Raw genomic sequence first — 26,214 nt, 5'->3', positions numbered from 1 at the left:
TCATGGAAGCCAAGGTCCTCGATTCCTGGGTGCTGGCCGAGTTCGCGACGCCAGACATCCTCGTGGATGCCACCCGCCAGATGCGGGAGAAGGGCTTCCAGGGGATGGATACGTACTCCCCCTATCCGTTGCACGGCGGCTCGGAGGCCCTGGGCCTCCCGCCGTCCCGCGTGCCCTTCATCGCCCTGTGCGGCGGCCTGACGGGCCTGGTGACGGCGCTCTCCATGCAGACGTGGATGAACACCATCGACTACAAGCTGAACATCGGCGGTCGCCCGCTGCTGTCGCTGCCGGCGTGGGTGCCCATCACCTTCGAGCTGTCGGTGCTGTTCGCGGCGTTCGGCATCTTCTTCGGCCTGTTGGGGCTGAGCCGGCTGCCGCAGCCGTACCACCCCGTCTTCGAGTCCGAGGAGTTCCGCACGGCGTCCACGCACGGCTACTGGCTGAGCGTGCCGCACGCGACGGGCCAGGACTCCACCGCCGTCATCGACCAGCTCAAGGCCCTGGGTGCCACCCAGGTGACCGTCGTCACGGGAGAGAAGGAATGAGGTGGCTCATCCCCGCCGCCGGACTCGTCGCGCTGTCGGGCTGCGACGTCCCCTCGGAGTTCCTGCAGCGCATGGAGCACCAGGCCAAGTACGAGTACTACGAGGCCTCGGACTTCTGGGCGGATGGCCGCGCCATGCGCCAGCCCCCGGCGAACACCATTCCGCGTGAGCGCTTCGCGAGCGTGTCCGAAATCAAGGACCCCATCGCCCGCCAGACGGCCGTCACCGGCCGCGCCAACGGCCAGCCCACGGCCACCATCCCCGTGACGGTGGACCAGGCGCTGCTGACGCTGGGCCAGCGCAAGTACAACATCGTCTGCTCGCAGTGCCACGGCGTGCTCGGCGACGGCAACAGCGTGGTGGCGGAGAACATGGCCCTGCGCCTGCCTCCGTCGCTGCTGGAGCTGGAGACCAAGCCGGCGGGTCACTTCTACACGGCCATCAACGAGGGCTACGGTGTGATGCCGTCCTTCTCCGGCGAGCTCGACGTGCGCGAGCGCTGGGCCGTGGTCGCCTACGTGCGAGCCCTCCAGGAAGCCCGAAACATCCGGACGGCCGGTCAGCAGCCCGTCCCGCAGGAGAACCGATGAGCCCCGCAGCCGAAGCCTCCGTTCCCCTCGAGCGTTACACCGGCACGCCGAAGTACATGGTGCCGGCGTTCGGCGTGGGCGTCCTGGGCATCCTGGCCACCCTGGCCATCTTCTTCGCCACCGACGCGAAGGGCATCGCCGCCCACAGCTACCTGCTCGCGTTCACCTACTGGGTGGGCATCAGCGTGGCGTTCATCATCATGATCGCCATCTTCCACACGGCCAAGGCCAAGTGGCTCATCCTGCTGCGCCGCACGATGGAGACGGGTGCGTCCACCATCCCCGTCTTCGTGGCGCTCATCATCCCGCTGGTCTTCATGGCGGGCTACCTGTACCCCTGGTGGCCGGGCTCGCCGCTGGCCGCGAGCATCACCGGCCTGGAAGCCGAGCACCTGTCGCACAAGATCCACTGGTACCTGCGCCCGGACTTCATGGGCATCCGTCACGTCATCTACTTCGCGGTGTGGATCTTCGCCGCGTGGAAGCTGCGCAAGCTGAGCGTGCAGCAGGACACCGAGGGCGGCCTGGACTTCACCCGGCGGCTGCGCCGCTTCTCCCCGGGCATGCTCCCTCCCCTGGCGCTGACCATCACCTTCGCGTCCTTCGACTGGCTGATGAGCCTGACGCCGCTGTGGCAGTCCACCATCTTCGGCGTGTACTACTTCGCGGGCAGCTTCCTGTCGGCGTTCTGCATCCTGACCATCGTCGCGACGTACGCCCGGGGCCAGGGCCTGTTCGGCAACCTGGTGACGACGGCCCACTTCCACAACCTGGGCAAGCTGATGCTGGCCTTCACGGCGTTCTGGGCCTACATCGCCTTCTCCCAGTTCATGCTGGTGTGGATCGCCAACATCCCGGAAGAGGCGCCCTGGTACGGCCTGCGCATCTTCGGAGCGTGGAAGCCGGCCTCCATCGCCCTGTTCTTCCTGCACTTCGTGCTGCCGTTCTTCACGCTGCTGTCGCGAAATCTGAAGCTGCAGCCCCGCAAGCTGTCGCTGGTGGCCTTCTACCTGCTGGCGGTCCACGCGTTCGACCTGTACTGGCTCATCTGGCCGGCGCTGACGGGCAATGCCGGGCCTCAGCTGCTGGCCAACCCGATCAGCATCATCACGCTCGTCACCTCGTTCGTGGGCGTGGGTGGCATCGCGGTGGGGTTCGCGCTGAAGAACGCGAGCAACAGCTACACGATGCCGGTGAAGGACCCCTACATCGCGGAGTCCCTGAGGTACGTGCAGCCATGAAGAAGACCCAGGTTGAGCTCGAGTCGCGTGTCATCGTCGGCGCCCACGGTGTGGCCGCCGAGGAAGACCACATCGTCATGAGCAAGGTGGTGGGCATCGGTGTCGGCTCGCTCGTCATCTTCGCGGTGGGCATCGTCTGGGCCTACGCCATCCAGGTGCGCACCATGAAGGAGGCCCAGCCGGACGGTCCTCCTCCGATTCCCGCGGCCATGGGGCAGTACGAGGTGGGCATCGTCAACCAGCGCCTGTTCGAGCAGGACTGGCACGCCGAGGAGAAGATCGGCGGCCAGCAGCAGGCGCTCAAGGCCGGCTGGGGTGACCAGCCGGGTGTCAAGGCCCATCCGTCCCTGGACGAGGCCATGAAGACGGTCATCACGAAGCAGAACGCCCCGCCTCCGCCCGCCCCGGCGCCGGCCCCCGAGCAGCCCCAGGAGCCGACCCCGGCTCCTCGGCAGTAGCTTCCGCCGCCAGCATCACGTAAGAGCCGCTCGCGATGATGTCCCTCTTCTCCCACATCCCCCAGTGCGCCCCCCGCCTGGGGATGCTCGTCGCGGTGGCCCTGGTGCTGGGCACGGCGACCCCGGCCCCGGCGATGCCCGGCGGTGGCAAGACGCCCCGCTCCATCGTCGAGGCCCAGCAGGACGCCCCGCCCCAGTTGAAGGGCGTGGACGTGGAGGAGCACCTGGGTGACCCGGTTCCTCCCCTCACCCGCTTCCTGGACTCCAATGGCCAGGAGGTGACGCTGGGGACGGTGCTGCCCAAGACGCTGCCCACGCTGCTGACGCTCGTCTATTACAACTGCCCCATGCTCTGTAACCTGGTGCTCAACGCCCAGGTGAAGACGATGCGGGAGCTGGGTCTGGAGCTGGGCCGCGACTACGAGGCGGTCACCATCAGCGTGGACCCCGAGGACACCCCGGCGATGAGCAGCGAGCGCCGGCGCAAGCACCTTCAGTCCATGGGCAAGCCCGAGAGCGCGCCCTGGCACTTCCTCACCGGGACGGACGCGGAGATCCGCCGCCTCGCGGACGCGGTGGGCTTCAAGTACACGTACGACGAGAGCACCAGGCAGTACGCCCACCCCGCGGTGGTGATGGTGCTCACGCCGGAAGGGACGCTGTCGCGGTACCTGTACGGGACGGACTTCCCTCCCAAGGACATGAAGCTGGCGTTGCTGGAGGCGGCCGGCGGCCGCGTGGGTACCAGCTTCGACCGCGTGGTGATGTCCTGCTTCAAGTATGACACCGCCACCCGGCGGTATGGCTTCTACATCTTCGGGTTCATCCGCCTGGGCGCACTGGCCGTCTTCTTCGCCCTGGCGACGATGCTGATCTATTTCTGGAGGCGCGAGCTGAAGAAAGGCGCGGCGGCATGAGCGAGCTTCTCAACAACCTTCTGTTCCTCCCGGAGAGCGCGTCCACGTTCGCGGAACGGGTCGACCTGCTGCACCACTTCGTCGTGGGAACGACGATGGTGATGTCCACGGGTGTCGGCCTCGCGGCGCTGTTCATGTTCTTCCGGTACCGCCGGCGGCTCCCCGCCCAGGCGACGGAGTACGTCGTCCCCACGCTGAAGACGGAGTTCCTCTTCGTCTCCGTGCCGCTGGTGTTCTTCCTGGCCTGGTTCGGTATCGGCTTCCGGGACTTCACCTGGGTCACCACGCCGCCCAAGGACGCGATGGACGTCTACGTCATGGGCAAGCAGTGGATGTGGAAGTTCTCCTACCCGGAGGGCCCCAACGGCGTGAACGTGATGCACGTCCCCGCCAACCGTCCCGTGCGCCTGCTCATCACGTCCCGTGACGTGCTGCACTCGTTCTACGTGCCGGCGTTCCGCATCAAGATGGACGCGCTGCCGGGTCGCTACACGCAGATCTGGTTCGAGGCGACCAAGCCCGGCACGTACCAGGTGCTCTGCACCGAGTACTGCGGCCTGTCGCACTCGAAGATGCTGGCCGAGGTCGTCGTGCTCCCCGAGGAGGAGTACGAGGACTGGATCAAGGAGCAGCGCCGCGGCCGGCTGCAGGACCGTCAGGACGCGCTCGCGGACACCTCGCTGGTGCCGCCGGTCGCCCGGATGGTCGAGCAGGGGCAGATCCTGGCCGGTACGCAGGGCTGCCTCAAGTGCCACTCGGTGGACGGCTCGGCGCACATCGGCCCCACCTTCCTCGGCATGTATGACCGCGTGGAGAAGCTCGACGACGGTCAGGACATCCGGGTGGACGAGGCCTACATCACCCAGTCGATGATGGACCCGGGAGCCCACCTGGTGGCGGGCTACCAGAACGTGATGCCGACGTACCAGGGCAAGCTGCAGGGCCCCGAGACGGCCGCCATCGTCGAATACATCAAGTCGCTTCGCACTCCGAACGTCCGCGAGGGCGCCTCCGAGGGACCCGCCTATGACCCCATCCAGTAGCATCGACACGGCGGGGGCCGCCCCGCACGACGAGCACCACGACCACCACCCGAGCTATCTGGTGGACGGCACCACCATCAAGAGCTGGCTCTTGACGGTGGACCACAAGCGCATCGGCCTGATGTTCCTGTTCTGGGTCCTGCTCTTCTTCCTCGTGGGCGGCATCTTCGCGCTGCTCATCCGGGTGGAGCTGCTCACCCCGGGCCCGACCATCATGGACGCGATGACGTACAACCGTACGTTCACGCTCCACGGCCTGGTCATGATCTTCCTGTTCATGATTCCGGCGATTCCGGCCGTCTTCGGCAACTTCATGCTGCCGCTGATGCTGGGCGCCAAGGACGTGGCCTTCCCGCGACTGAACCTGGCCTCGCTCTACATCTACCTGGCGGGCGCGGTGCTGGCGCTGTGGGGCATGCTCAACGGCGGCCTGGACACGGGCTGGACGTTCTACACGCCGTACAGCACGCACACGACGACGACGGTGGCGCCCGTGCTGTTCGGCGCGTTCATCATCGGCTTCAGCTCCATCGCCACGGGCATCAACTTCATCGTCACCTGCCACACCATGCGGGCGCCGGGCATCACCTGGTTCAAGATGCCGCTGTTCGTGTGGGCCATCTACGCGACGAGCTGCATCCAGGTGCTCGCGACGCCGGTCATCGGCCTGTTGCTGGTCCTGGTGACGGTGGAGAACCTGTTCAGCTTCGGCATGTTCGACCCGGCGCGCGGCGGCGACCCGGTGCTCTTCCAGCACCTGTTCTGGTTCTACAGCCACCCGGCCGTGTACATCATGGTGCTGCCGGCCTTCGGCGTGATGAGCGAGATCGTCAGCACGTACAGCCGCAAGAACATCTTCGGCTACCGCGCGGTGGCGTACTCGTCCCTGGGCATCGCCTTCGTGGGCTTCTTCGCCTGGGGCCACCACATGTTCGTGTCCGGCCAGTCCACCTTCGACGCCGGCGTGTTCGGCGTGCTGACCATGCTGGTGGGTGTGTTCACCGCCATCAAGGTCTTCAACTGGGTGGGCACCGTCTACAAGGGCGCGGTCGACTTCAAGACGCCCTTCGCCTACTTCTGCGGCTTCCTGTTCTTCACCGTGTTCGGTGGCATGACGGGCATCGCGCTGGGCACGGTGTCGCTGGACGTGGCGTGGCACGACACGTACTTCGTCGTGGCGCACTTCCACTTCATCATGGTGGGCGCGACCATCATGGCCTTCCTGGCCGCCCTGCACTACTGGTTCCCGAAGATGTTCGGGCGCACGTACCACGAGGGATGGGGCCTGGTGTCCGCGGCGCTCATCATCCTGGGGTTCAACGCCACGTTCATCCCCCAGTTCCTCTTGGGCAACAACGGCATGCCGCGCCGGTACTATGACTACCCGGAGCGCTTCCAGGCGCTGAACGTCGCCTCCACCGCGGGCGCGACGCTCTTGGCCTTCGGGTTCATCATCATCGCCATGTACCTGGCGTACGCGCTGGTCTACGGCAAGGCCGCTGGCAAGAACCCGTGGCGCAGCAAGGGCTACGAGTGGCTGAGCGAGTCTCCTCCGCCGACGCACAACTTCGTGGGGCCTCAGCCGACGTTCCCCGAGGAGCCCCACTTCTACGTCGACCCGAAGAAGGCCGAGGTTCCCGATGCAGTCTAGCGCTCACACCGCCGACGGCGCGGCCAACACGCCGCGCCTGGCGATGCACTTCGCGTCGCTCGAGGTGCAGAACCACGCCGCCCGTCTGGGGATGTGGCTGTTCCTGGCGACGGAAATCCTGCTCTTCGCCGGCCTCTTCGTCTGCTACGGCTGCTACCGCTTCCTCTTCCCGGAGGCGTGGGCGGCGGGCAGCCGCAGCCTGGACCTGACGATGGGCACGGTGAACACCGTGGTCCTCATCACGTCCTCGCTGACGGCGGCGCTCGCGGTGCACCACGCGAAGCACGGCGAGAACAAGAAGGTGGGCGTGATGCTGGCGCTCACCCTCCTGATGGCCGTCGCCTTCCTCGTCATCAAGTACTTCGAGTACAGCCACAAGTTCCACGTCGGGACGCTGCCGGGCCGCTACTACAGCTACCCGGACATCCAGCTGCCGGGCATCTCGCTGTACTTCACGGTCTACTTCTGCTCGACGGCGCTGCACGGCCTGCACGTCCTCATCGGGATGGGCGTGCTGACGGTGGCGATGATTCGCGCCTTCAAGGGCGACTTCGGTCCGAAGAACTACACGATGGTCGAGCTGGGCAGCATGTACTGGCACCTCGTCGACCTGGTGTGGATCTTCCTGTTCCCCATGCTGTACCTGGTCTGAGGGCGACACCACCATGGCCATCGCCAACGAATCCCATCAGGAAGAGAAGAACATGACGGAGCACCACGGAGCGGGCCGCTACTGGCTCATCTGGGGTGTCCTCCTGGTGCTGACGGTCGTCACCGTCGTCACCGGCCGGATGCACCTGCCGTCGTTCGGCCTGCTGCTCGCCATCGTCATCGCGACGGTGAAGGGCACGCTGGTGACGCTGTACTTCATGCACCTCGCGGAGCACCAGGGCGTCAACCGGCTCATCTTCGCCGTGTCCATCGTCTTCGTGATTCTCGCGCTCGTCATCCCCATGGCGGACCTGGGCACGCGCTTCCGCGGCGCCAACCCGCCGGGCTCGCAGTACAGCGACCTGCAGCCGCCGGACATCGGCACGGGTGCGCAGCGCGGCCGCTTCGGCGGCGGCGTGCAGCCCCCGGAGCTCAAGGACACGCCTCCCGCGCCGAGCCACTGACGTCCCTCGAGGGGCACTCACCCGCCCCTTCGAATCAAGCCGCGGCGCCGAGGACCTTCCTTCGGCGCCGCGTTGCTTTTGCGGGCTAGAGCGCGACCTGGAAGTTGAAGGCCAGCGCGGTGTCCGTGGGCACCTTGCCCTCGGGCGGCTTGCTGTCGTGCTTCACCAGGAAGCTGACGCCCAGGGAGAGCGCCTCCGTCAGGTTCACCGCCAGCTGCGTCTGGCTGTTCACCAGCACGCGCGAGTCGCCGATGACGCTCAGGAGCACCTCGGCGTCCTCCTTGAAGAGCACGTCCTTGGTGATGCCGTAGCGGAAGGCGACACCGAAGCGGGGGCCGCCGATGTCCACGTCCGGCAGGTCCAGGCGCGAGGGGTAGTACTGGAAGCGCGTCTCGCGCGCATAGCGGAAGGCCAGGTCCGTGCGCAGGTAGGACTCGCGCTCGTCCTTCTTCTTCTCGTCCCACCACAGCACGCCCAGACCGCCTTCGCCGATGGTCCGCGACTCCACGCTCTTGACGTGGTCCGTCTCGGCGCCCGTCAGCAGGTAGCCGCTGAGCATCTGCGTGAAGCGGCGGTCTCCGCGCAGCTCCAGGCCCGCGTTGAGGGCGACGAGCTGCGACTCCTGCTCCTCCCCGGCCACCTCGGGCGGGCGGCTGCGGCCGTAGTTGCCGTAGCCCCGGATGCCGACAATCCAGTGCTCCGTCGTGCGCTGCGCGCTGGCCAGGCCGCTGAAGGTGAGCGTGGAGGCGTTGCCCGTCAGCGAGATGAGGCCCAGGCCCAGGGTGATGTCCCACTCCTCCTTCTTCTTCTTCTCATCCGCGGGGGCGGCGGCGCCCGGGGCGGCCGGGGTGCCGGCGATGACCCCCGCGGCGCGCTCGGCGGCCTCGGCGGCGCGGACGCTGGCCTCCGCGGCGCGCTCGGCGGCGGCGGCGGCGCGCTCGGCGGCGACGGCGGCGCGCTCCTCGGGCGTGGTGGCCTGCGCGGCCGCGACGGGGGCGGCGGGCTCCTGCGCGGCGGGCGTGGGCGCAGGCGTCTGGGCCTGCAGGGAGGTGGCAATCAGAAGGGCGGCGGAAAGCATCGGTTCTCCAGTCGTCTCGGTGCCGCCGGACCTGGATTCGGGGCGACGCGAGACGTCCTCGGCTCCCCCCGGGCCGGCGCGCCTCCTTCCTGCTCCAAACACGCTCGGTGCGGCAATGGTTGATTCGCGGGTTGTGCTTAATTCCGGGGCGGGGCTGGCTTCACCCAGGAGGATTCCCACCATGCACCTCGCCCGCATCGCGTCGCTGTGCCTGCTCTTGTCCCCCGTGGTGGCCGCCGCGCGGAACGTCACGGTGCCCGTGGACGTGGGCGTGGGGCCCGCCGCGTTCCTGTTCTTCGGGCCCGTCTTCGACGACCAGCCCATCCACACCGGGCTGAAGCTCTCCGTCGAGGCGGTGCTGGACAAGGACTGGCTGAAGAAGAACCAGCGCGCCATCCCGTCCCGCTACCGCAAGTACGCCAAGAGCGTGGACGAGGTGCGCATCTCCCCGTCCATCTTCATCCCCGACGCCCTCATCATCTCCCCCAAGGTGCGCGACACCGGCATGTATGGCGTCACCTGGAAGCCCCTGGGGCTGGGGCTGCCGTTGACGTCCGGCCCGGTGCGGCTGGCGGTGGGTGGTGGGGTGCTCTTGACGTATGCGTACCTGCACTCGGACACGCTGGCGGACACGCACTTCGTGAGGCCGGGCGCGGAGCTGGGCGTGGACCTGGAGCTGCAGCTCTCCAAGAGCTTCCTCATCAGCCTGGGCTGGGAGTCCGCGCTCTACGTGCCGCAGGAGCTGGGCGGGCTGGGGCTGCCGGACCGGGTGCGCGACGGCATCTTCCACGTGGGCCAGGCCTACCTCCAGTTCCACGTGCGCTTCCCGTACAGCACGCGCCTGTGAGGCGGACGGACGGCTTCGCGGGAACCGGGTGATGCACGGGATGGCCGGGTGGCGATACCCTGGCGTGACATGCCCTTGGTCCTCGCCACCGACGCCCAGAAAGCCGAGCGCGACCGCGTCACCCATGCCGCCTGGGGCTCGCCCCTCACCGTGGAGCAGTTCCACCAGCGCGAGGTGCGGCTGCGCGCGCATCCCTGGTGCCGCGAGGGCATGCGCACCTGGCTGCTCGTCGACGACGGCGGACAGGTGCTGGCCTCGTGCGAGACGTTCCGCACCGACAGCCACCTGCGCGGCCCGGACGGCGTGGCCACGCCCGGCGTCAGCGAGGCCATCGCCAGCGTCTTCACGGTGCCCGAGCTGCGCGGCCACGGACACGCCACGCGGCTGATGGACCAGGTCGCCGAGCACGTCGCCCAGGAGGGCCAGGACCGGCACGCGGCCCTGCTCTTCTCGGACGTGGGCGCGCCGCTCTACCGGCGCTCGGGCTATCGCGAGGCGCCCGCGTGGGACTGGAACCTGCCCGCCATGGGTGGACTGTCCACGCACGCGGTGGACGCGCTCCTGTGCGACGGGGACGTGCCGGAGGTGATGGGGCGCCTGCAGCGTCCGGACGTGCCCTTCCTGCTGTGGCCGAGCCCGGCGCAGGTGGACTGGCACCTGGAGCGGGAGCGGGTCTACGCGGAGCTCTTGCGTCGCCCCCGGCCGGAGGCCTGCGGCGCGGTGGTGGGCCGCTCGTTCGCGCTGTGGGCGATGATGGCCCGCTACGGCGAGCTGGTGGTGCTGCTGTTCGACGCGGAGTCGCTCGAGGACTCCATGGCCCTGATGGAGGCCGCGCGGGGCGTGGCGCACCGGGCGGGCCTGTCCCGCGTGGTCGTCTGGGAGGAGCCGGGCACCCTGCCCTGGCTGGCGCGGATTCCGGGCGCCACGCGCGTGGCCCGGGAGGGCTCGCTGCCCATGCTGCGTCCGCTGAGGGACGGGCTGCCGCCCGCCGAGCGGGTGACCTTCTCGCGCGCCCTCTGGGTGTGACGCGCGGCTAGGATGTCCCGACATGGCCAAGCGCACGCGCATCATCGAAGGCACCTGGAACTGCACCTCGTGCGACGCCAAGGACATCCTCGCGCGGCACAAGCGCTGCCCCACCTGCAACAACCCGCGGGAGCTGTCGGGCGACGAGTCGGACTTCGACTTCGGCGACGTGGACGCGGCGAGCGGCAGGTCCCTGCGCGAGGGCGTGACGGACGAGAAGGCCGTGGAGATGGCGAACGCGGGCGAGGACTGGTTCTGCGCCTTCTGCGGCGCCGCCAACCGGGGTGACCATCCCCGCTGCAAGCACTGCAACGCCGAGCGCGAGTCGGACTCGAAGGTGGGGCCCCGGAAGGATTTGTCCGGTCCCGCGCCCGCTCCCGCCCCTCCCCCGAAGAAGAAGCCCCGGCTGGGGATGTGGCTGTTGCTGGGTGCGCTGCTGTCGTGCTGCTTCGGAACCTGTGTGTACTCGGGCTGGTCGAACCAGACGCACGACTACCCGGGTGAAGTGACGGGCACGTCGTGGAAGATGGCGGTGGTGCAGGAGCGCTTCACCCGCGTGGAGAAGGAGGGCTGGGCGGACGAGCTGCGCCAGGCGAGCGCGCGCATGCCCGTCAACGGCGCGGGAGAAATCGCCGGCGTGGAGAACGTGCGCGGCTGCGTGGAGCGCCAGCGCGGCACGCGCAAGGTGGCGGACGGCACCGAGCGCGTGTGCCGCTCCAAGACGCGCAGGGTGGCGTGTGGCACCGAGGAGAAGTGCCGCCGACGCGACAAGGGCAACGGCTTCGCGGAGGAGGTCTGCGAGGACGTGACGAAGTACTGCAACGAGTCCTATGAGGACTGTCAGAACCAGACGCGCTACCGCAACGAGCCCGTCTACGCGCGGCGGTGCACCTATGACACGCACGAGTGGCGCAAGGTGGACCGGCGCGAGGCCTCCGGCCAGGACGGCGCCCCGCGCTGGCCCACGCTCCAGGTGGGACCGCAGGACCGTCAGCGGCGCGAGGAGGCGTACGTGGTGAACGTGCGCTACGAGGACGACGGGGTGAAGGAGCAGGTGCTGGAGCCGAAGACGGAGGCCGAGTTCCTGTCGTGGAAGAAGGGCCAGGGCGTGGTCCTCACGGTGACGAACGGCGGGGAAGTGAAGAAGGCCGTCCCACGTTGAGCCCACGAGGCTGAGGCCCCCATGGAATGCACCCTCTGTGGCGCCTGCTGCGTGGCGCCGGACATCGCGGCGCTCGACAAGCCGCTCGGGCTCAGGTGCCCGCACCTGCTGCCCGACAACCTCTGCGCCATCTACGAGCAGCGGCCGAACATCTGCCGCGACTACCAGGCCGACGAGGTGTGCCGCCTCATCGAGGCGCCCACCCTGGACGAGCGCGTGCACAAGTACCTGGCCCTCTTCGATTTGACGGAGGAGGCCCGCGCCGTGAAGGAGCAGGGCTGCCCCTCCATGAAGCGCGCCCGGCAGGCCGCCGCCAGGCTTCAGGCCGGAGCGCCCGGTGGAGAACGCCCGGACGAGCCGGCCTGACACGGCCCCTTGTCCCCCGCGAGCCGGGGCGCTATCCCCCGGCCGTGAGCTTCCAGCCGACCGAGCCATTCGTCGCCGCGCCGGGCCTGACGAACGAACACGCGCAGACCATCTACGCGAACTTCGTGCGTCCCCGTCACGCCCCTCCGCTGAAGCGCCAGCGGCGCGAGCTGCCCGACGGCGACTTCGTCGATCTGGACACCTTCGACGGCCCCAGCGGCGCGCCGCACGTGGTGGCCCTGCATGGGCTGGAGAGCTCCTCCCAGGCGGGCTACATCACCGCCATCCTCCGGGGCGCGGCCCAGCGCGGCTGGGGCGCCACCGCGCTCAACTTCCGCTCCTGCAGCGGCGAGCCCAACCGGCTGGCGCGCACGTACCACTCGGGCCACATCGACGACGCGCTCGGGCTGCTCCGGGACTTGCGCGCCCGCGTCACCGGGCCACTCTTCGCCGTGGGCTTCTCCCTGGGCGCCAACGTGCTCTGCCGACTGCTCGAGGACCAGGGCGAGGAGGCCCCCGTCCGCGCCGCCGCGTCCATCAGCGCGCCGTACGACCTGGACGCGTGCTGCGCCAAGCTGGATGGTCCCGGCCCGTTCCACCGCATCTACCGCGAGCGCTTCCTGCGCACGCTCAAGAGCAAGGCGCGAGCGAAGCTCAAGCGCTTCCCCAACGCCTTCGACGGCCGGGCCATGGAGGCTGCGCGCACGGTGCGCCAGTTCGACCACGCCGTCACCGCGCCCCTGCACGGCTTCAACAGCGCGGAGCATTACTACGCCGAGTCCTCGTCGGGCCCCAGGCTGCACGCCATCCGCAAGCCCACGCTGCTCATCAGCGCCGAGGATGACCCGATGCTGCAGGCGCCCGTCATCCCGCCGGAAGCGAAGGACAACCCGCACCTGAGCGTGGTGTTGACCCCGCACGGCGGACACGTGGGCTTCGTCGCCGGCAAGCTGCACCGTCCCCGCTTCTGGGCGGAAGACCAGGCGCTGGCCTTCTTCGACACCTTCCGCTAGCCGAAGTTCAGGATGAAGCCGAGCTTCGCCGTGGGGCGCACGGTGCGCAGCATCCACGACCGGTCCTCCGCGGGCCCGACGGTGCCCCGGAGCGGCTCGTCCAGGTCCTTCAAGCTGGGGCCATACAGCTCCATGAAGCTCACCCCGCCGCGCACGAAGAAGGTGATGCTCCGGGGCATGCTGACCTCGAAGCCCACCAGTCCGCTCGCGTACGTGTAGCCCACGCGCTCGAGCGACGGCAGCGGCGGCAGTGACAGGTCCGCCAGCCTGCGCTCCAGGGCGCGCACGTCCGCGGGCTGCGCGTGGCCAATCTCCACGCTGAAGGCGGGCGACACCCGGCTTCGCAGCGGCAACAGCGTGAGCCCCGCCCGCGCGCCGGCGCGAACTCCGTTGTGCGTGGCGCCCAGATGCAGCCGCACCACCCGCGCGGGACGGAACGAGATGGACAACCCCGCGCCTTCCGTCACCCCCGCGTCCAGCATCAACCCGAAGGGCGCGACCCGCTCGGGGTCCTGTGTCGCCCGACGGCGAATATCCCCTGCCTCGAATGCGCTCGCCATCGGTGCCACGAGCAGCACCACCAACGCGAGCAGCGTGGACCGCGTCCCCATGCGTCGAATCCCCACCCCAAGCCGCCGCGACGCTCCGCGGCCCCTGACCTTGCCAACCGTCGTCATCGGGGCAACCCACCCCCGCCGACCAACGGTGCGCATGGCCTCGCCACCCTTCAACGAGGTGGACCAGGCTCCGGCGGATGCCTGCTTCGTTCCACCGGAGCCCGCCTCCTCGCCCCCCGCCCTTCCCCCTCCACCCGCCACGCCGCTCGCGTCGCCCGAAGCTCCGCCGCGCTTGACGTCCTGCTCCCCCCGACCGGCCCCCATCCCTCGTCCCACCGACAAGCCCTGCCTCCCCACTCCAGGCACCGACTCGTCCCCGCCCTTCCCCTCGCGACGACGCGCTCGCGTCCCCCCCAGCGCCCCCCACCGACCCGCCCCCATCGCCCCCACCGACCCGCGTCATCCCCCGCGGCGCGTGGCCATAGCATCCGCCGTGCCGTCCCTCGGACGCCGCTCGAAACCAATGACTTCGCGGGGTTGCGAAGGAGCCCCCGTCCCGCGGGATGGCCTGGGGGACCGAAACCGGAAAAATCTCCGGACCTCCGGGGAGGGCGTCCTAACGTGCGCGACTTCGCAGCCGAAGGGGAGGGAGCGCCTTGCGCCTGACAGCCATCGCCACCGCCGTGCTCGTGCTCGGTGGGTGCTCGCGAACGACGGAGGGACCCACGCCCGCCGTGGAGCGGGTGGTCAATCCGCGAGCCCGCGTGGGCGAGCTCACCCGACTCTGCAACGCCCAGGGAGGGGCCACGGGCTGGAGGCTGGAGCTCCAGGGCCGGCGCTTCTCCCCCGTGCCGGGCGAGGTGCTCACCGACGCGCCCACGGTGGAGCTGCCGGAGGTCACCCTGCGCGGCCCGTCCACGTACACGCTGACGCGCGAGCAGGTCTTCTATGTGCGGCCGGAGCTGCTGCTGCTCGACGTGCCCACGCGCGACAGCTCGCCGCCGGTGGAGCTCTCCCCGGGCAGCTACGCGGTGGAGGTGGCCAATCCCCTGGGCGGCACGGGCCGGCTGCCGGACGCGCTGCTGGTGGTGGAGCCTCCCTCGGTGGCGCGGGTGATGCCGCCCGCGGATGGCTACTCGGCCGCGGACTCCAACCCCATCGTCATCGAGGGCCAGGGCTTCCAGCCGGGCACCAGCCCGCTGCTCTCCCTGCGCCGCGAGGGCGTGGAGGATCAACCGCTCTTCTTCGTCACCGTCGTCTCGCCCACGCGCGTGGAGTCCGAGCTGCCGCCGGGCACGCCCGAGGGTGTCTACAGCCTGGTGGTCGCGCATGGAGACGGGTGTGAGGCCGTGGCGACGGGCGCCCTCGACGTGCGCTACCCTCGCCTGGGCACCCTCACCGTGTCACCGCGCTCCGGCGCGGAGCGTGGCGACACCACCGTCCTCATCCGCAACACACCCACCGGCGCCCAGCGCGCGTTCAGCGCCGTGCCCGAGGTCTACATCGTGGCCCCGGTGAAGTCGGCGCCGTCCCAGACGCAGCGAATCCCCCTGCGCTCGGTGGAGCTGGTGTCGCCGCAGGAGCTGCGCGCGGTGGTGCCTACGTGCTCGGGGTTCGACGAGCCCGGAGGTGACCCCACCTGCCCTGGCGGCATCGTCGTGGGCGGCCCCTATGCGCTGGAGGTCCTGGACCCCGCGGGCGCGCTGGGCGAGGTGCCCGCGACGGAGGGCTTCACGGTGGTGGGCGGACCTGGCTTCACCTCGGAGCAGGCCGCGCCCCTCGACGTCCCTGGAGCCGTGCAGCCATGAATGCCCTCGTGCTCGTCGCGCTCGCGGCGCTCACCTCCGGCGCGAAGCCCGCCCCCACGGAGGGAGGCAACGTGCTGCTCGCGCCCAAGGTGGGCTTCTTCAAGTCCACCACGTCGCTGGGCGGAGACCTCTACCTGGGGCTGGAGCTGGGCTACGTCACGCCCTGGCTCGAGCGACGGTTGGCCGTGACGCTGGAGGTGGGCTACCACCGCCCGCAGACGTCCGGCGTCCTCACGGACCCGCAGCTCGGAGGCTTCGGCGCGCCGCCGCCGGATGGCCGCTACACGCTCGCGGTGCGCGAGGTGGCCTTCCTGCTGTCGGCCGTCTATCGCTTCGAGCGGGCCTTCGGCTCGCTGACGCCGTACGTGGGCGGAGGCCCCGGGCTGTACCTGCACCGCGCCACGTCGGACCTGTTCGGCGCCACGGCGTCGGAGAGCGGCGGCGGACTGGGGCTCCAGGCCCTGCTCGGCGTGGAGCTGCCGCTGGGTCCAGGGGGCCTCTTCCTGGAGGCGCACTACCACCTGGCGCCGCTCGACTTCGTCACCACGGGCGACGTGAATGTCGGCGGCGTCCTCGCGGGCGGACTGGGCTACCGGCTGCGCCTGTGACGGGCGCTCAGGCCCGCCCCACCGGCGTGCGCAGGACGCGCAGCAAATCCTGCGCGACCAGCTCGCGCACCGCCGTGCGCAGCGACTCCAGGAGCTGGTGGAGGGACTCGGCGGACTCACCGGGCGCGTCCACGACGCGCTCGCGGACGCCATCGAAGATTCTCATCCGTCCGGGCACCAGGGCGATGACGGGCAGCGTGGGGTAGCGCTTGCGCAACAGCCCCAGGAAGAGCGGGTGGTCCTCGTCCTGCCGGCGCAGGTCCACCACCACGAGCGCGGGCTGCGAGGACGCGATGGCGGCGAGCGCGTCGTCCGTGTCGCCGGTGGCGGAGATGGACAGGCTCTCGTCGCCGACGGCGAGCACGCGGCGGAGCAGCTCCCGCGACGCGGCATGGGGACTGGCGATGAGGACGCGACGCATCTGCCTGGGAAGCTAACCCTTCCAGACCGCGATGGCCGCACCCGCGAAGGCGACCGCCGAGCCCAACACCCGGGCGGCCGTCGCCGGGCGCCCTTCCACCATCGCATCCCAGATGAGGCTGGTGACGAGTTGGGCGGCCATGAGCAGCAGCACGGACTGCACCGCGCCCAGCCGGCCGATGGCCCACGGCATGCCCACGACGATGACCACGCCGCACAGGCCGGGCAGCAGGTGCCAGGGGGTGAAGCCGGAGAAGCGCCCCTCGGCGGCGGCGGCCTCGGGCCAGAGCCCGGGCACGGTGCGCGCCACCGCGTACACGGCGAAGGTGGCCACCGTCGCCACCACCATGTTCATGAGGACCGCGCTCAGCAGGCCCCACTGGCCGGCGAAGCGCTTGTTGAGACCACCTTGGGCGACGACCGCCAGCCCACACAGCAGGGGAACGAGCGAGACAAAACGCATGGGCGCGGGTGGGTACCCCGAACGCCGGGCCGGCCGCAAGGTGGCACGCTCGGACTCGCGGGGGCTCTCGACTTCTCAAGAGGCTGGCGAAAGGGGAATCGACCGGCTACGTCCAACGCTCGCCCCATGGACGCCCCCCTCGAGCTCCACTTCGACTGCGGCACGCTGGTGGCACCCACGCTGCCGGACGACGTACGACTGGGCGCCCTCTTCCAGAAGGACGGGCGCACGGGGGTGTACCGCGCCGCCGCCCGGCACTACCGCGAGGTGGTGCTGCGGTTGCGCGAGCTGGGGGTGGCGTACGAGGACCGCGCGAAGCGCTTCGAACCGCTCGAGGCGGAGCTGACGGTGCCCATCCAGCCGTTCCCCCACCAGCGCGCGGCGCTCGATGCCTGGACGCGCGCGGGGGGCAAGGGGCTGGTGGAGCTGCCGACAGGCGCGGGCAAGACGCTGCTCGCGGTGCTGGCCATCGCGCACGTGAGGCGGCCCACGTTGGTGGTGGTGCCCACGCTGGACCTGATGACGCAGTGGCAGGGCGTGCTGGCGCGCCACTTCTCGCTCCCGGTGGGGATGCTGGGGGGCGGGGTGAACGACCGGCAGGCGTTGACGGTGACGACGTACGACTCGGCGGCGATGCAGACGGAGTTCCACGGCAACCGCTTCGGGCTGCTCGTGTGTGACGAGTGTCACCATCTGCCGGCGCCCAGCTATCGGTTCATCGCGGAGGGCTCGCTGGCGCCGTACCGGCTGGGGCTCACCGCGACCCTGGAGCGCACGGACGGCGGCGAGCGGGTCGTCGAGGAACTGCTGGGGCCGCTGGTGCACCGCACCGACATCCGCGAGCTCCAGGGGGAGTACCTGGCGCCCTATGAAGTGAAGCGCGTGGAGGTGCCGCTAACGGCGGAGGAGAAGGCGCGCTACGACGAGGCCCGGGCGTTGTATCTGGGCTTCGTGCGGAAGCTGGGCGTGCGGCTGTCGGCGCCCGAGGGCTGGGCGCGCTTCCTGGCGCAGAGTCAGCGCAGCGACGAGGGACGCGCGGCGTACCGGGCGTATCGCGAGCAGCGCCGCATCGCGCTCACCTCCAGCGGCAAGCAGGAGGTGCTGTGGCGAATCCTGCTGGAGCACCGCGAGGACCGGGTGCTCGTCTTCACGGACGACAACGAGACGGTGTACACGCTGGCGCGACGGCTGCTGCTGCCCGCGCTCACGCACCACACGCCGATACCGGAGAGAAAGGCGCTGCTCGCGGCGTTCGCCTCGGGGGAGCTGCCGGTGCTGCTCACCTCGCGCGTGTTGAACGAGGGCGTCGACGTCCCGGAGGCGCGTGTGGGCGTGGTGCTCAGTGGCAGCGGGAGCGTGCGCGAGCATGTGCAGCGGCTGGGGCGCATCCTGCGCAAGCGCCCCGGGAAGAGGGCGATGTTGTACGAGGTCTGCTCCGCGCAGACGGCGGAGAGCGGCATCAGCGAGCGGCGCAGGCAGCACGACGCCTACCAGGAGGAGGGCTAGATGCGACGTCAGCGCTCCGGCAGCAGGCACCCAGCCACCATGCCCGGACTCCCGGGTGGTGACGCGCGTCCCTGGGCCTTCACCTGTGGAGTCCCGCGACACGCGAGCCACCGCCGTCCCGTTCGTCGATGGGCCTCCATTTCCCCAGGCGCTCTTCGCAGGGCGCGCCGTGCCGCCCCGGGAGTTGCTCGCATACCGCGCGCAGAAGCGCATCCTCCGTCCTGCGTTCGTGAAGCGCGACGTCCCCGCGTCCCTCGCGCGCTCCAGGGGAGGCGCGCCGTGCAGACCTGGCTCGCATGCCGCACGCAGGAGGGCATCCGCCGTCTGGCCTTCGTGAGGCATGACGCCCCCCGCGCCCTCCACGGGAAGTGCGCCATGACGCCCCGGCTCGCGCACCACGCTCAGAAGCGCATCCTCCGTCTCGCGTTCGTGAAGCGTGACGCCCCCGCGCTCTCCCCGGGAGGCGCGCCATGCTGACGCGGGAGCTGCTCGCGTACCGCACGCAGAAGGGCATCCTCCGTCCCGCCTTCGTGAAGCGCGATGACCCGGCGCTCCTCGCACTCGCGGCCGAGCTGCTCGCCTCCGTCGAGGCCTCGCGAGGCGCCATCTGTGACGATGTGGAGGAAGGCCTCGGCCTGCTCGCGGGCGCCTGGTCTCGTCCGAAGATCGCGCGCGGTCTCGTGAAGCTGCTCGTGGACCGGCTCACGTTCGAGGAGCCCGCGCCCGATGTCTCCGAGACCCGCTGGGCCCGGCTGAAGACCGCCGCCCAGGTGCTCCGCGCCCTCACGCCCGACACCACGATGGAAGCCTACGAGGCCCGCCTCGAGCAGGCCCTCTCCACACCGCTCCAGGATGCGCGCGCGGCGCTCTACGCGGACCTGCCCGGAAACCGGAAACTGCTCGGCTGGGACGGCGAGGCACCCACGGCGCAGGCGCTGGTGGACCGCTACAACCTCGCCCTCGCCCAGGGGCCGCTGCTGTCCGCGCGGCGGCTGACGCTGCGGGCTCGCGCACCGGAGCTCTTGCGCGTGCGCAAGGTGCTGCGCTGGCTGAAGTTCTGCCGGCTCGTCGCCGAGGTCCGACGCGATGGCCCGGACTGGGAGCTGGAGGTCGAAGGCCCCGGCGCCATGCTCGCCCTGCAGAAGAAGTACGGCCTGCAGCTCGCCTCGTTCCTGTCCGTGGTGCCGGTGCTGGAGCGCTGGGAGCTCAAGGCCACGGTGGAGCCCTCGCGCCGCCAGGCCACGCTGATGTTGAGCGACAAGGACCCGCTCGTCTCTCCCCTACCCGCCGCGTTGGGTCATGTCCCCGAGGAGGTCGCCTCCCTGTCCTCCAGCTTCGAGGATGACGCGTGGGAGCTGGACCTCACGCCGCTGCCCCGCCATGTGGGCGCCGCCAGCCTCTGCGTGCCGGACCTCACCTTCCGCCACCGCGGCTCGCGTCAGGAGGTCGCCCTGGAGCTGTTCCACGCCTGGCACGCGAGCGCCCTCACCCGCCGCCTCGCGGAGCTGCGCACCCGACCCGACGCGGGCCTGCTCCTGGGCGTCGACCGGGCCCTGCTCGCGAAGGAACCCTCGGAGCGCGAGACGCTGGAGGGCCATCCCCAGGTCGTGCTCTTCCACGGCTTCCCCTCCGCGAAGAAGCTCAAGGACCGGCTGTCGAAGCTCTCCACGACGAGCCCCCGGAAGTAACGGGGCGGGCCGCGGCTCAGGTGCCCTTGGGCTTGAACTGCGCGGCCAGCACGCTCAACAGCCGGATGGCGCTGCGGTCCAGCTGCTTGGCCCGGCGCAACAGCCGGCGCAGCTCACCCGACTCGCCATACTCGCTAGGAGGCTCCGCGGCCCACTTCACCTCCTGCGAGGGCTTGAGCCCCAGCGCCTCGTCCGCGGAGATGGAGAGCACCACGCACAGCCGCCGGAAGGTCTGGATGCTCGGCAACATGTGGCCGCGCTCCAGCCGCCCGTAGACTTCGCTCGCGATACCGATGCGCTCCGCGACGTCGGCCTGCGTCAGGTTCAGCCGGGTGCGGGCCAGGCGCGCAGCTCCTCCGAGGCGGGATGCGAGGGTCTTTTCCATGTTCGTTAACCTAACGGGTTCGTCCATGTCGATATGACTTGAGAGGTTGGCATCCAAGAACTTCCCAGGTAGTCTTATGGGAAGCAGACCTGATGCGTCACCTCACCCGCGCCACGTCGAAGCCATGAGCACGCAGCCCTTCGTCACCTTCCTGTTCGTGGATGAAGACCCCCTCGCGCTGTCGGCGTGGCGTCGGCTCGTCCGGGACCTCCCCGGCGCCAAGCGCTTCGCGCGCGACATGGCGGAGGCCCTCGCGCTCGTGCACGAGCAGCCGCCGCGCGTGGTCGTCTGCGGAGACCTGCTGCCGGATGGAGACGGGCTGCACCTGCTCCAGGCGGTGCGCGCGCGTCACCCGCACACCGCCTGCGCGCTCCACGCGGTGCGCCCACCTCCCAGGTCGTGTCCGCGCGAAATCACCTGGGTGGACCGCGCCGCGCATCCCCGGGAGCTCCACTCGCGGCTCCGTGCCCTGGGACAGGCCACCGCCCACCCCTGGGCCTGAGCCGTGGCGGCGCATGCCCCCCGGGCACGTTAAGGTGACGCACGCCCCATGAAGCTCTACGCCATCAGCGACTTGCACCTGCGCCACGCCGACAACAAGCAGGCCCTGCAGACCCTGCCCGCCTTCCCGGACGACTGGCTCATCGTCGCCGGCGACGTGGGCGAGACGCTGTCCGAGATGGACTTCATGCTGCGCACGCTGACGGCGCGCTTCCGCCAGGTCATCTGGGTGCCGGGCAACCACGAGCTGTGGACCATGCCCTCCGAGCAACCCTCCCTGCGCGGCGACGCGCGCTACCAGCGACTGGTGGCGCTGTGCCGCGGCCACGGCGCGCTCACGCCGGAGGACCCCTACCCGCGCTGGCCCGGCGAGGGCCCCCACCGCGTCATCGTCCCCATGTTCCTGGGCTACGACTACTCGTTCCGCCCGGACCACGTGCCGGAGGACAAGGCGCTGGAGTGGGCGTTCGAGGACGACCTCTTGTGCACCGACGAGGTGCTCCTGCATCCGGACCCGTACCCCAGCCGCTCCGCGTGGTGCGCCGCGCGCGTGGAGTCCACCCGGGCCCGGCTGGACGCCCTGCCACCGGGCTGCAGCACCATCCTCGTCAACCACTACCCGCTCCGGCACGAGCACGTGCGGCTGCCGCGCATCCCCCGCTTCTCCATCTGGTGCGGCACCAGGCGCACCGAGGACTGGCACACGCGCTACCGCGCCGAGGTCGTGGTGACGGGCCACCTGCACATCCCGCTCACGCAGTGGCGCGACGGGGTGCGCTTCGAGGAGGTGTCGCTGGGCTACCCCATGCAGTGGAAGCACCGGGGCGGCATCGAGCGGTGCCTGCGCGAAATCCTCCCCGGCCCCGCCACCCGCCCGCTCTGAGGGCTTCGCGCCGCTGGAAATGAATCGGCCCCGGACGTCCGTGAGGAAACGGACGACCGGGGCCTTGGAGCGGCGCGGCCTCGGGGCCGCGCCGTCTACATCAGGTGATTACTTGTGCGACGCGATGAACGCGATGCCCTCGTAGCCACCCTTCGCGCCGTAGATCTCGATGTAGTACTTGCCGGCCGGCACGTTGATGAGGTTGCACACCTCGGACTGGTGCTCCTTCACGCTGCGGCAGTCGTAGTCGAACTTCGTCGGCGCCGAGCCGCGCTTCACGTAGATGTCCGGGTTGCCCTCACCCTCGCCCGTCTGGATGTACAGGCTGTTGATGCCGGTGCCGGGCTTACGCTCCGGAACCTCGATGGTGTACACGTTCGAGGAGCCCGCCGCGCCGGAGAGGTTCTTCAGCGCGATGCCGGACTGCACGGGGATGTAGCCACCCTTCCAGGTCACCGTCAGCGTCACGCCGGAGAAGGTGCTGTAGGCGTTGAGCATGACAACCCAGCGGCCCTGGCTCGGCGTCGCGAACGCGCAGGACTCGGCGTTGCCCGCGCGGTACGGACGGCAGTCGTACAGGCTGGTGGTGGGGACGTTGTTGTAGCGAACGTACAGGTCCGCGTCGCCCGTGCCGCCGGCGATGGAGACGTTCAGGTCGTACGCGCCCTCGGGCAGGTTGAACTCGTAGTACTTCTTCTGGCCGCTGGTGGAGCCGATGCCGGTGATGGGCACGTCCTTCTGGATGGGGGTCGTGTCCACGATGATGGGCACGCCCACGCCCACGGCCTTCCAGGCGTTGGTCACCGAGGCAATCTCATCCGCGGTGTAGCCCAGCAGCGCGGCGGCCTGCTCGGTGGCGACCTTCGCGTCCTCGAACGTGGCGTCCGACTCGAGGATGGTGTTGTTCGCGCGGTAGAAGATCTGCGCGGCCTTCTCGATGCCGATGCCGGTGACCGAGATGGTGGTCTTGCCCGTCGGGTGCGTGCCGCCCTGCGACAGCAGGTAGAACGCCAGGTTGGAGATACCCGAGCTGTAGTGCACGTCCACGCTGTCGTCGTAGTCGTGGAAGTAGTCGAGCGAGTCCCCGTCCTGCGTGGGGTTCGCCATGTAGCGCAGGGCGTCGTTCGGGATGTTCGGCGTCCACACGTCGTCGCCGACCAGCCACGTGCGCGCGCTGACGACGTTGCCGTCGCCGTACCACTCGCACACCGCGCCGAAGATGTCGGAGAAGGACTCGTTCAGACCACCCGACTGGTTGTCGTAGATGAGGTCGGAGGAGAACTCCGTCACGGCGTGCGTCAGCTCGTGCGCCGTCACGTCCAGGGAGTTGGCCAGGTTGCTGGCGTTCACGCCGTCGCCATCGCCGTACACCATCTGGGTGCCGTTCCAGAAGGCGTTCACGTACGCGACGCGGTGGTGGACCGTGCTGACCAGCGTGGCGCCGGCGTTGTCGTACGAGTCACGACCGAACAGCTCGCTGTAGCAGTCGTACACCGTGCCCAGGTGGTCGTAGTTCGTGTTGACGACCGGGTCGGCGACCTCGGGCTGCCCCTCGGTGCGAACCACCGCGCCAGGGAGCGTCGTGGTGTTGTTGCCGTTGTGCATCCGGCGGGCCAGGCCCTCCTTGATCTGCGGGTGGCGGGCAATCACGTCGCCGTTGGTCGCGTTGACCAGGACGACATCGCGCACGGGCGTCCCGTCGCGGCGCTCACCCGACTGGATGAGCTTGTAGACGAGCACCAGCTCGTCGCCGTCACGGAAATAGACCAGCTCGTGGCCGTCCTCGATCTTCAGGCCGTCGAACGTGGAGCGGTCCGCCTGCAGGGCGTCCTTCGCCACCGACACGTCCACGCTCGCCTTGGCCGTGGCCTTCAGGTCGCTGCGGGTGTTGGTGGACGCCGCGATGACCTTGCCACCGCGGGTCGTCAGACGCAGCTGGCCGTACAGCACGGGGATGTTGTTGACCTTCACGCCGTAGACGACGTGGCCGTCGCCCTGGCGGTCCGTGAACGTCTTCTTCAGGACCAGGTCCGCCGGGTTCAGGTTCAGCTGGGGCGCGATGAGCGCCGCCACCGGAGCCAGGTCCGCCTGGCCCAGGGCCGAGAAGCCCGCGGCCGCCTGCGGTGCGGGGCCGAGGTCGCCGGTGATGAACTTGGCGACACCGGAGGAATCCGTAGCAACAACCTTCTTCCCGGTCAGCTGCAGGGCCGCCGCGCTCTTCGTCGCGGTGTCCTGGGGCTTGGCCTCGGGAGCAGGGGTGGACTCGTTGCAACCAACGAGGAAGGACAGCGCCGCTACACCAAGAACACCGCGTACTCGCTGATTCACCATGTAATCCTCCTAAACGGAAAGATTAGAAAGCACAGTGTCACAGGATGGTTGTGTATTTCAAGGTTGCGCGATAATTTTACTAAGTAGCTTATTCTCACATTGCGAGTTTCAGCCAGAAGCCCCAGCTATTTCAGCAACTTATCGGAGCCCTACCCGCCGCTTCCGCCGAGTCGCCCGACGTAGTGGGTAACCCTGGTGTGAACAGAATTTCGCGAAAATGCGTGGCCGAAAGGGCCTTCACGGGGTCCGCGCGCGGACCGCATTTCTCGCAGCATTTCCGGGGAATTTCGGGAGGAAGGAAATCCGGCGTCCGAGTGGCGCGGCCATGGTTTCAGGCTCGTGCTCTACCGCTGAGCTATCTCCCGATTGAAGTCGGGAGAGCTGGAGTCGAACCAGCGCCCCCAAGCACCCAAGTGCGTGTCGGGCCACACCGGACGGACGCCGGAAATCCTCACGGTGGACGCGCCCTTCAGGGCGAAGCTGACAGCGGCGCGCGCGTGGAGTTGCTTTGCGGAAGCGGACGGGTGCGCGAGGCTTGCGTCCCGGGAGGAAGGCACATGCGCGCACTTCAGCTGCAGCGACTGGACGGACCCGACGGGCTGGCGTTGGTGGAGCTTGCCGAGCCCGAGGCGCAGGACGCGGTGCTCATCGACGTGGTGGCGGCGGGGGTGAGCTTCCCCGACTTGCTGCTGACGAAGGGGCAGTACCAGTTGAAGCCGCCCTTGCCCTTCGTGCCGGGCGTGGAGGTGGCGGGCGTGGTGCGCTCGGCGCCCGAGGGCGCGTCGGTGAAGGCGGGAGACCGGGTGATGGCCTTCAGCTTCGGGCTGGGAGGCTTCGCGGAGGTGGCGGCGATTCCCGCGGAGATGGTGTTCCGCATCCCCCGGCGCTGGAGCTTCGAGGCCGCCGCGGGCGTGGTGATGAACTACCACACGGCGCACTTCGCCCTGCACCGCCGGGGCCGGCTGAAGGCGGGAGAGACGGTGGTGGTGCACGGCGCCGCGGGCGGCGTGGGCACGGCGTCCATCCAGGTGGCGCGAGGCGCGGGCGCACGCGTGGTGGCGGTGGTGAGCGACGAGCGCAAGGCGGAGGTGGCCCGCAAGGCGGGTGCGCACGAGGTGCTGCTGTCCTCGGGCCCCTGGCTCACGCAGCTCAAGGAGCTGACGGACGGCCTGGGCGCCAACGTGGTGTTGGACCCGGTGGGTGGGGACATCTTCGACAAGAGCCTCAAGGCGCTGGCGCCGGAGGGACGGCTGCTGGTGGTGGGCTTCGCCGGAGGCCGCATCCCCGAGGTGGCGGTGAACAAGCTGCTGCTGCGCAACATCGACGTCGTGGGCGTGGCGTGGGGCGGCTTCCTCATCCACGAGCCGTCGCTGACGCCCACCATCGCCAAGGACCTGGAGGCGATGGCGGACCAGGGGGTGCTCGAGCCCGTCGTCGGGCCCGTCTTCCCCCTGGAGCAGGGCGCGCAGGCGCTGCGCGAGCTGGACGCCCGGCGCGCGACCGGCAAGGTCGTCCTGCGCGTGCGCGAAGGCTGACGTCTCGGAGGGTGACGGTGCACTCCGGCCGCCCTCCGAGCATGCGGCCCACCGGGCCCTGGCGCCGCTTCGCTGCGGCGCTCATCCCTCGTCCGCAGGTTTGGAGCCAGGAGGTGACGGCGCCATGGCGGATGACTCCATCCTCGAGCGACAGCATCAACGGGAGCGGGAGCAGGAGCGACAACGGCTCCGCGAGCAGGAGCAGCGGGACCTGGAGGTGGAGGCCCATCGCGGGCCGCGGCCCCTGGAGGGTTACGCCGGCGGGCACACCACCTGGGCCAGCGCCCAGGATGACGCGGAGGCCGCCATCGTCCATGCGAACGACGCGGAGGCGTCGTGGGAGGCCAGCCAGCGGCAGGCGCGCCTGGAGCCGGAGCCCGAGGACCCCGACGCGCGCGAGCGCGACTGACGCGGTCCCCGTGGCCCACCTCCGAGCCATGGGGTTACACGAGCAAGGAGGTTGCACGGTACAGT

General features: G+C 69.7%; 28 protein-coding genes. 22 read left to right on the top strand and 6 right to left on the bottom strand.

Features of this window, described 5'->3' with window-relative positions:
- The first annotated feature begins 2 nt into the window (after positions 1 to 2).
- From K8625_RS01125 to K8625_RS01085, 9 genes are read left to right on the top strand one after another with little or no spacing between them, the layout of a single operon-like run.
- Positions 3 to 548 (top strand): DUF3341 domain-containing protein, encoded by a 546-nt coding sequence (locus K8625_RS01125; RefSeq protein ID WP_223748380.1) that lies wholly within the window; start codon positions 3 to 5, stop codon positions 546 to 548.
- Positions 545 to 1,138 carry a cytochrome c gene (locus K8625_RS01120; protein ID WP_223748379.1) on the top strand — a complete coding sequence of 198 codons (594 nt, stop codon included), beginning with the start codon at positions 545 to 547 and terminating at the stop codon, positions 1,136 to 1,138. The genes K8625_RS01125 and K8625_RS01120 overlap by 4 nt, the downstream gene beginning before the upstream one ends.
- Positions 1,135 to 2,379 carry a hypothetical protein gene (locus K8625_RS01115; protein WP_223781600.1) on the top strand — a complete coding sequence of 415 codons (1,245 nt, stop codon included), beginning with the start codon at positions 1,135 to 1,137 and terminating at the stop codon, positions 2,377 to 2,379. The genes K8625_RS01120 and K8625_RS01115 overlap by 4 nt, the downstream gene beginning before the upstream one ends.
- Positions 2,376 to 2,837: a hypothetical protein gene (locus tag K8625_RS01110; protein WP_074951071.1), complete on the top strand. Its 462-nt coding sequence runs from the start codon at positions 2,376 to 2,378 to the stop codon at positions 2,835 to 2,837. Before K8625_RS01115 ends, K8625_RS01110 begins: the two co-directional genes overlap by 4 nt.
- Positions 2,838 to 2,872: 35 nt before the next feature.
- Complete coding sequence (locus tag K8625_RS01105; protein WP_141332230.1) at positions 2,873 to 3,754, top strand: SCO family protein; 882 nt, start codon at positions 2,873 to 2,875, stop codon at positions 3,752 to 3,754.
- The gene (gene coxB / locus K8625_RS01100) at positions 3,751 to 4,797 is read left to right on the top strand and encodes a cytochrome c oxidase subunit II (protein WP_223748377.1); all 1,047 of its coding nucleotides are present in this window, start codon (positions 3,751 to 3,753) and stop codon (positions 4,795 to 4,797) included. Before K8625_RS01105 ends, coxB begins: the two co-directional genes overlap by 4 nt.
- On the top strand, positions 4,781 to 6,448 hold the full coding sequence (gene ctaD / locus K8625_RS01095) for a cytochrome c oxidase subunit I (protein WP_046715924.1): 1,668 nt from the start codon (positions 4,781 to 4,783) through the stop codon (positions 6,446 to 6,448). The genes coxB and ctaD overlap by 17 nt, the downstream gene beginning before the upstream one ends.
- On the top strand, positions 6,438 to 7,100 hold the full coding sequence (locus K8625_RS01090) for a cytochrome c oxidase subunit 3 family protein (RefSeq protein WP_223781599.1): 663 nt from the start codon (positions 6,438 to 6,440) through the stop codon (positions 7,098 to 7,100). Before ctaD ends, K8625_RS01090 begins: the two co-directional genes overlap by 11 nt.
- Positions 7,101 to 7,113: 13 nt before the next feature.
- Positions 7,114 to 7,563: a cytochrome C oxidase subunit IV family protein gene (locus K8625_RS01085; protein WP_141332233.1), complete on the top strand. Its 450-nt coding sequence runs from the start codon at positions 7,114 to 7,116 to the stop codon at positions 7,561 to 7,563.
- 85 nt (positions 7,564 to 7,648) lie between these two features.
- Here the strand turns inward: K8625_RS01085 and K8625_RS01080 are convergent, their stop codons facing one another.
- Positions 7,649 to 8,641, bottom strand: a complete 993-nt coding sequence (locus K8625_RS01080; protein ID WP_223781598.1) for a DUF481 domain-containing protein — start codon at positions 8,639 to 8,641, stop codon at positions 7,649 to 7,651.
- Between the two features lie 181 nt (positions 8,642 to 8,822).
- On the opposite strand from K8625_RS01080, the gene K8625_RS01075 reads away from it, so the two are divergent.
- From K8625_RS01075 to K8625_RS01055, 5 genes are all read left to right on the top strand, one after another.
- On the top strand, positions 8,823 to 9,488 hold the full coding sequence (locus K8625_RS01075) for a hypothetical protein (protein ID WP_223781597.1): 666 nt from the start codon (positions 8,823 to 8,825) through the stop codon (positions 9,486 to 9,488).
- A 69-nt stretch (positions 9,489 to 9,557) separates the two neighbouring features.
- The gene (locus tag K8625_RS01070; protein ID WP_223748373.1) at positions 9,558 to 10,514 is read left to right on the top strand and encodes a GNAT family N-acetyltransferase; all 957 of its coding nucleotides are present in this window, start codon (positions 9,558 to 9,560) and stop codon (positions 10,512 to 10,514) included.
- A 22-nt stretch (positions 10,515 to 10,536) separates the two neighbouring features.
- Entirely contained in the window at positions 10,537 to 11,676 is a 1,140-nt protein-coding gene (locus K8625_RS01065) for a hypothetical protein (protein WP_223781596.1), read from the top strand.
- Between the two features lie 21 nt (positions 11,677 to 11,697).
- The gene (locus K8625_RS01060) at positions 11,698 to 12,042 is read left to right on the top strand and encodes a YkgJ family cysteine cluster protein (RefSeq protein WP_223748371.1); all 345 of its coding nucleotides are present in this window, start codon (positions 11,698 to 11,700) and stop codon (positions 12,040 to 12,042) included.
- A 44-nt stretch (positions 12,043 to 12,086) separates the two neighbouring features.
- Positions 12,087 to 13,055, top strand: coding sequence for a hydrolase (locus K8625_RS01055; protein WP_223748370.1), 969 nt, complete (start codon positions 12,087 to 12,089; stop codon positions 13,053 to 13,055).
- On the opposite strand, the gene K8625_RS01050 is transcribed toward K8625_RS01055, so the two are convergent.
- Positions 13,052 to 13,666, bottom strand: a complete 615-nt coding sequence (locus K8625_RS01050; protein ID WP_223748369.1) for a hypothetical protein — start codon at positions 13,664 to 13,666, stop codon at positions 13,052 to 13,054. The two genes, K8625_RS01055 and K8625_RS01050, sit on opposite strands and share 4 nt — an antisense overlap.
- Positions 13,667 to 14,268: 602 nt before the next feature.
- Between K8625_RS01050 and K8625_RS01045 the strand changes: the two genes are divergently transcribed.
- Positions 14,269 to 15,420 carry a hypothetical protein gene (locus K8625_RS01045; protein WP_223781595.1) on the top strand — a complete coding sequence of 384 codons (1,152 nt, stop codon included), beginning with the start codon at positions 14,269 to 14,271 and terminating at the stop codon, positions 15,418 to 15,420.
- Positions 15,417 to 16,028, top strand: a complete 612-nt coding sequence (locus K8625_RS01040; protein WP_223781594.1) for an outer membrane beta-barrel protein — start codon at positions 15,417 to 15,419, stop codon at positions 16,026 to 16,028. Before K8625_RS01045 ends, K8625_RS01040 begins: the two co-directional genes overlap by 4 nt.
- Positions 16,029 to 16,035: 7 nt before the next feature.
- On the opposite strand, the gene K8625_RS01035 is transcribed toward K8625_RS01040, so the two are convergent.
- Positions 16,036 to 16,449, bottom strand: a complete 414-nt coding sequence (locus K8625_RS01035; RefSeq protein WP_223781593.1) for a DNA-binding response regulator — start codon at positions 16,447 to 16,449, stop codon at positions 16,036 to 16,038.
- A 12-nt stretch (positions 16,450 to 16,461) separates the two neighbouring features.
- Positions 16,462 to 16,911, bottom strand: a complete 450-nt coding sequence (locus tag K8625_RS01030; protein ID WP_141325312.1) for a DMT family transporter — start codon at positions 16,909 to 16,911, stop codon at positions 16,462 to 16,464.
- Positions 16,912 to 17,037: 126 nt separating this feature from the next.
- On the opposite strand from K8625_RS01030, the gene K8625_RS01025 reads away from it, so the two are divergent.
- Complete coding sequence (locus tag K8625_RS01025; protein WP_223781592.1) at positions 17,038 to 18,417, top strand: DEAD/DEAH box helicase; 1,380 nt, start codon at positions 17,038 to 17,040, stop codon at positions 18,415 to 18,417.
- 470 nt (positions 18,418 to 18,887) lie between these two features.
- The gene (locus K8625_RS01020; RefSeq protein WP_223781591.1) at positions 18,888 to 20,105 is read left to right on the top strand and encodes a DUF790 family protein; all 1,218 of its coding nucleotides are present in this window, start codon (positions 18,888 to 18,890) and stop codon (positions 20,103 to 20,105) included.
- A 16-nt stretch (positions 20,106 to 20,121) separates the two neighbouring features.
- Here K8625_RS01020 and K8625_RS01015 read toward each other — a convergent pair whose 3' ends face one another.
- A complete protein-coding gene (locus tag K8625_RS01015) occupies positions 20,122 to 20,490 on the bottom strand; it encodes a helix-turn-helix transcriptional regulator (RefSeq protein ID WP_046715939.1) in 369 nt (122 codons plus the stop codon).
- Positions 20,491 to 20,614: 124 nt separating this feature from the next.
- Here K8625_RS01015 and K8625_RS01010 point away from each other — a divergent pair, with 124 nt between their 5' ends.
- Positions 20,615 to 20,992 carry a response regulator gene (locus tag K8625_RS01010; protein WP_223748364.1) on the top strand — a complete coding sequence of 126 codons (378 nt, stop codon included), beginning with the start codon at positions 20,615 to 20,617 and terminating at the stop codon, positions 20,990 to 20,992.
- 48 nt (positions 20,993 to 21,040) lie between these two features.
- Positions 21,041 to 21,874: a metallophosphoesterase gene (locus K8625_RS01005; protein WP_223781590.1), complete on the top strand. Its 834-nt coding sequence runs from the start codon at positions 21,041 to 21,043 to the stop codon at positions 21,872 to 21,874.
- Between the two features lie 108 nt (positions 21,875 to 21,982).
- Here K8625_RS01005 and K8625_RS01000 read toward each other — a convergent pair whose 3' ends face one another.
- Positions 21,983 to 24,205, bottom strand: coding sequence for a M4 family metallopeptidase (locus K8625_RS01000; RefSeq protein ID WP_223748362.1), 2,223 nt, complete (start codon positions 24,203 to 24,205; stop codon positions 21,983 to 21,985).
- 557 nt (positions 24,206 to 24,762) lie between these two features.
- Here K8625_RS01000 and K8625_RS00995 point away from each other — a divergent pair.
- Together K8625_RS00995 and K8625_RS00990 are read left to right on the top strand one after the other, a co-directional pair.
- Positions 24,763 to 25,740 (top strand): NADPH:quinone oxidoreductase family protein, encoded by a 978-nt coding sequence (locus K8625_RS00995; RefSeq protein WP_223748361.1) that lies wholly within the window; start codon positions 24,763 to 24,765, stop codon positions 25,738 to 25,740.
- Positions 25,741 to 25,864: 124 nt separating this feature from the next.
- Complete coding sequence (locus K8625_RS00990; protein ID WP_223781589.1) at positions 25,865 to 26,149, top strand: hypothetical protein; 285 nt, start codon at positions 25,865 to 25,867, stop codon at positions 26,147 to 26,149.
- The last annotated feature ends 65 nt before the right edge of the window (positions 26,150 to 26,214 follow it).

This window comes from Myxococcus sp. AS-1-15, from assembly GCF_020037055.1.
GTDB classification, from domain to species: domain Bacteria; phylum Myxococcota; class Myxococcia; order Myxococcales; family Myxococcaceae; genus Myxococcus; species Myxococcus fulvus.
Note: the sequence above shows the minus strand (reverse complement) of the source record. Positions and strands in the feature narration are given on the sequence as shown.

Excerpts from the sequence above, each read along its gene's own strand:
- K8625_RS01125 (WP_223748380.1), top strand. The coding sequence starts at position 3 with ATGGAAGCCAAGGTCCTCGATTCCTGGGTGCTGGCCGAGTTCGCGACG.
- K8625_RS01120 (WP_223748379.1), top strand. The coding sequence starts at position 545 with ATGAGGTGGCTCATCCCCGCCGCCGGACTCGTCGCGCTGTCGGGCTGC.
- K8625_RS01115 (WP_223781600.1), top strand. The coding sequence starts at position 1,135 with ATGAGCCCCGCAGCCGAAGCCTCCGTTCCCCTCGAGCGTTACACCGGC.
- K8625_RS01110 (WP_074951071.1), top strand. The coding sequence starts at position 2,376 with ATGAAGAAGACCCAGGTTGAGCTCGAGTCGCGTGTCATCGTCGGCGCC.
- K8625_RS01105 (WP_141332230.1), top strand. The coding sequence starts at position 2,873 with ATGATGTCCCTCTTCTCCCACATCCCCCAGTGCGCCCCCCGCCTGGGG.
- coxB (WP_223748377.1), top strand. The coding sequence starts at position 3,751 with ATGAGCGAGCTTCTCAACAACCTTCTGTTCCTCCCGGAGAGCGCGTCC.
- ctaD (WP_046715924.1), top strand. The coding sequence starts at position 4,781 with ATGACCCCATCCAGTAGCATCGACACGGCGGGGGCCGCCCCGCACGAC.
- K8625_RS01090 (WP_223781599.1), top strand. The coding sequence starts at position 6,438 with ATGCAGTCTAGCGCTCACACCGCCGACGGCGCGGCCAACACGCCGCGC.
- K8625_RS01085 (WP_141332233.1), top strand. The coding sequence starts at position 7,114 with ATGGCCATCGCCAACGAATCCCATCAGGAAGAGAAGAACATGACGGAG.
- K8625_RS01080 (WP_223781598.1), bottom strand. The coding sequence starts at position 8,641 with ATGCTTTCCGCCGCCCTTCTGATTGCCACCTCCCTGCAGGCCCAGACG.
- K8625_RS01075 (WP_223781597.1), top strand. The coding sequence starts at position 8,823 with ATGCACCTCGCCCGCATCGCGTCGCTGTGCCTGCTCTTGTCCCCCGTG.
- K8625_RS01070 (WP_223748373.1), top strand. The coding sequence starts at position 9,558 with ATGCCCTTGGTCCTCGCCACCGACGCCCAGAAAGCCGAGCGCGACCGC.
- K8625_RS01065 (WP_223781596.1), top strand. The coding sequence starts at position 10,537 with ATGGCCAAGCGCACGCGCATCATCGAAGGCACCTGGAACTGCACCTCG.
- K8625_RS01060 (WP_223748371.1), top strand. The coding sequence starts at position 11,698 with ATGGAATGCACCCTCTGTGGCGCCTGCTGCGTGGCGCCGGACATCGCG.
- K8625_RS01050 (WP_223748369.1), bottom strand. The coding sequence starts at position 13,666 with ATGGGGACGCGGTCCACGCTGCTCGCGTTGGTGGTGCTGCTCGTGGCA.
- K8625_RS01040 (WP_223781594.1), top strand. The coding sequence starts at position 15,417 with ATGAATGCCCTCGTGCTCGTCGCGCTCGCGGCGCTCACCTCCGGCGCG.
- K8625_RS01035 (WP_223781593.1), bottom strand. The coding sequence starts at position 16,449 with ATGCGTCGCGTCCTCATCGCCAGTCCCCATGCCGCGTCGCGGGAGCTG.
- K8625_RS01030 (WP_141325312.1), bottom strand. The coding sequence starts at position 16,911 with ATGCGTTTTGTCTCGCTCGTTCCCCTGCTGTGTGGGCTGGCGGTCGTC.
- K8625_RS01025 (WP_223781592.1), top strand. The coding sequence starts at position 17,038 with ATGGACGCCCCCCTCGAGCTCCACTTCGACTGCGGCACGCTGGTGGCA.
- K8625_RS01020 (WP_223781591.1), top strand. The coding sequence starts at position 18,888 with ATGCTGACGCGGGAGCTGCTCGCGTACCGCACGCAGAAGGGCATCCTC.
- K8625_RS01015 (WP_046715939.1), bottom strand. The coding sequence starts at position 20,490 with ATGGAAAAGACCCTCGCATCCCGCCTCGGAGGAGCTGCGCGCCTGGCC.
- K8625_RS01010 (WP_223748364.1), top strand. The coding sequence starts at position 20,615 with ATGAGCACGCAGCCCTTCGTCACCTTCCTGTTCGTGGATGAAGACCCC.
- K8625_RS01005 (WP_223781590.1), top strand. The coding sequence starts at position 21,041 with ATGAAGCTCTACGCCATCAGCGACTTGCACCTGCGCCACGCCGACAAC.
- K8625_RS01000 (WP_223748362.1), bottom strand. The coding sequence starts at position 24,205 with ATGGTGAATCAGCGAGTACGCGGTGTTCTTGGTGTAGCGGCGCTGTCC.
- K8625_RS00995 (WP_223748361.1), top strand. The coding sequence starts at position 24,763 with ATGCGCGCACTTCAGCTGCAGCGACTGGACGGACCCGACGGGCTGGCG.
- K8625_RS00990 (WP_223781589.1), top strand. The coding sequence starts at position 25,865 with ATGGCGGATGACTCCATCCTCGAGCGACAGCATCAACGGGAGCGGGAG.